A 3,109-nucleotide genomic window follows, 5' to 3' on the forward strand; every position below is an offset into this window, starting at 1 on the left:
CACCGCCGACAGCGCTCTCACACCGCCCACGCACGGCAAGAGTTCGTCCGACAAGGTCAATGCGTTCGTCGAACGCCTGGCCGCGCCGGCACAGGCCGCGAGTGCGGCTACCGGCATTCCGGCGCGCTTTATTATTGGACAGGCGGCGCTGGAATCCGGCTGGGGCAAGCGCGAAATCAAGAACGCGAACGGCACGACCAGCCACAACGTTTTCGGCGTCAAGGCTGGCAACGACTGGAAGGGCAAGATCACGACCGCCGTCACGACCGAATTCGTGAACGGCCAGCCGCAGAAAGTGGTCGAGAAATTCCGCGCATACGATTCATACGAATCGGCTCTCACGGACTACGCGAGCGTCCTGAAAAGCAATCCGCGCTACGCGTCAGTCGCGGATTCCTCTCGCGACGCCGCTGGCTTCGCGCACGGGATGCAGCGGGCCGGCTACGCGACCGATCCGCAGTACGCGAAGAAACTCATTTCGATCATGCGGCAGATTGTTTAAACCTGACGGGCTCGCGTCTTGCTGCATATTCAGGTTCGCGCAGGTTTAAATCGAGAAGCAGGGGTAATTCGCCGATTTCGTTCCGTTTGTGGCCGCCGGTAAGCGTTTACCATTGCCAAAACCACCTGTCTGAAAGTATTTTTGCAACGGGCACTAAATATTTTAGCCAAGGTGCCGCTAAATTAGACACCGAAGTGCCGGACCCGTTGGGTCCGGGTGGACGCTCAGGCGTTGCGGCTTGATTGACGCGCGAGCGGGCAAACGAACACGGCAAGTCCCATGAACATGAATGAGTCGAACGAATCCGACATCGCCGATGACGAATCCGATCATCACGATTTTGGTCGCCGCAATCCGCTGGAAATCGGTGTTTCCCTCCGTAACCTCGTGAACCGGGGTGACTTCCTCACCGCCAGCTACGGCACCGGGCAGATCGTCACCCGCGTGCTCGACGTCGATCCCAACGCGCAGACGTTCATCTTCGACTGGGGCGGCGTGCCCGAGCAGAACGAATACGTACTCAAAACCGAAAACCTGACCTTCGAGGCGACGCCCGATGGCGTGCGCATGCAATTCGCCACGGGCACGCCGCGGGAAATCAGCTACGAAGGACATCCCGCGTTCGAAGCGGACTTCCCGCCGGTGTTGTTCTACATGCAGCGGCGCGAGTATTTCCGCGTGGAAGCGCCCATCCTCGACCCGTATATTTGCAGCGGCCTGCTGCCGACCGGTGAACGCTTTCGCTTTGAAGTGCACGACTTGTCGCTCGGTGGCGTCGCGCTCCGGACGATGGACGCGCGTGTTGCTGCCATGGAAGTCGGCGTGATCTTGCCGGCGGTGGAATTGCATTTCAGCAATCCCGGCAAGGTGGTTCTCGACCTGCAACTGATGGCGAATCGCGAGATCATGAATTCGAAGGGCGACCGGCGCTATACGCTCGGCTTCAAGTTCCTGAGCTTGCCGGGCTCCGCCGAAAACACATTGCAGCGCCTGATTACGCAGCTTGAAATGAAGCGGCGTTCGATGGCGCGTTGATGTCCGGAGGTGACGCGCGAGCGTGTTACCTCCGTGCCACTCCCCCCGTGGCTCCATCCGTTGAACTAGACCGCATTCCCCTCGCTTCTTCGTCGATTGCCTCGCCTCACTCACGTCAATAATATCCGCAGGGCATAGCGCGTCTGCGACCTCGACCCGAATGTGATCGAGGTCCAGTTTCGTCGCGCTGCCATTAACTTTCCGCGCCATTGGCCGATATACAGCCTGAACTTCTCGTCCAGCGGCGACGCAGCTTGGTCGTTCTCCACCAGGATTCCTTGCATGTCAGAAAGCATATTCAACACCGGTATCAGTGGCCTCAATGCGGCCCAGTGGGGCCTGAATATCACCGGCCAAAACATCAGCAACGCGGCGACGCCGGGCTACTCGGTGGAGGCGCCTGTATATGTGGAGTCCTCGGGTCAGTACACCGGATCGGGCTACATCGGCGGAGGCGTGACCACGTCTACCGTCACGCGCTCGTATAGCTCGTACCTGAACCAGACGATGAACAGCGCGACTGCCACGAGCAATTCGCAGAACACGTATTTCGCGTTGATGTCGCAACTGAACAACCTCGTCGGCAGTCCGACGGCGGGGATCTCGACAGGCATGTCCTCGTATTTCAGCAGCATGCAATCGGTCTCGACCGATCCGAGCACGACCTCCACGCGTCAAAGCGCCCTGAGCAGCGCGCAGTCCCTCGCCGATCAGTTCAACGCTGCCGCCAGCACCTACGACCAGTTGCGCGAGAGCGTGAACACATCGCTGAGCAGTTCGGCAGCGCAGATCAACTCGTTCACGACACAGATCGCTACGTTGAACCAGCAGATCGCCGTGGCGAGCGCGCAGGGGCAGCCGCCCAATCAGCTGCTCGACGCACGCGACCTGGCCGTGACGAATCTAAACGCCCTCGTGGGCGTGAACGTCACCACGCAGAACGGCAACTACAACGTAACTTTCAGCAACGGCCAGCCGCTCGTGATCGGTACGTCAAGCTATGCGGTCGAGACGACCACATCGGCGTCGGACCCCAGCGAGTTGTCGCTCGCTTACGCGCCGCCAGCGGGCACCACACCGACGCCTGCAACGACCCAATACATTGCGGACTCCGCCGTCACGGGTGGTTCGGTGGGCGGGATGGTGCAGTTCCGCGACCAGAGTCTCGACCCGGCGCAGGCGCAACTTGGCGCATTGGCGACTAGCTTTGCGGGTCAGGTGAATGCGCAGAACGAAGCGGGCGTCGATTTGTCGGGCAATGCGGGAGGCAAGCTCTTCACCACCGGCGCGTCGACCGTCTATTCGAACGCGCTCAACACGGGGACCGCTGTGGTCACCGCGCAGATCGCCAATCCGTCCCAGCCGCCGAGCTCTGACTACACCCTGACGTACACCGCCGCGGGCACCTATACGGTGTCCGACAAGGCGAGCGGCGCGTCGCTGGGCTCGTTCACTTCGATGGCATTGGCAGGCCAGAGTATCGGGCTGACCCTCACGGACACCGGCACTCCGGCGGCCGGCGACTCATTCACGATCCAGCCGACGCGCGGCGCGCTGGACAACTTCGCGCTG

At 61.0% G+C, this 3,109-nt stretch carries 3 protein-coding genes; all 3 read left to right on the top strand.

What is annotated here, in order from left to right; all coding sequences use genetic code 11:
• Positions 1-502: flagellar assembly peptidoglycan hydrolase FlgJ (gene flgJ, locus WCA53_RS15280; RefSeq protein ID WP_423911774.1), on the top strand; the 502-nt coding region annotated here is incomplete at its 5' end.
• Between the two features lie 285 nt (positions 503-787).
• Positions 788-1,537 (top strand): flagellar brake protein, encoded by a 750-nt coding sequence (locus tag WCA53_RS15285; RefSeq protein WP_423911780.1) that lies wholly within the window; start codon positions 788-790, stop codon positions 1,535-1,537.
• 282 nt (positions 1,538-1,819) lie between these two features.
• On the top strand, positions 1,820-3,109 hold a 1,290-nt coding region (gene flgK / locus WCA53_RS15290), incomplete at its 3' end, for a flagellar hook-associated protein FlgK (RefSeq protein ID WP_423911777.1).

It is taken from the genome of Caballeronia sp. (genome assembly GCF_049581465.1).
Taxonomy (GTDB): domain Bacteria; phylum Pseudomonadota; class Gammaproteobacteria; order Burkholderiales; family Burkholderiaceae; genus Caballeronia.

What these genes read in the sequence shown, in the direction of transcription:
- WCA53_RS15285 (WP_423911780.1), top strand. Translation starts at nt 788, where the DNA reads ATGAATGAGTCGAACGAATCCGACATCGCCGATGACGAATCCGATCAT.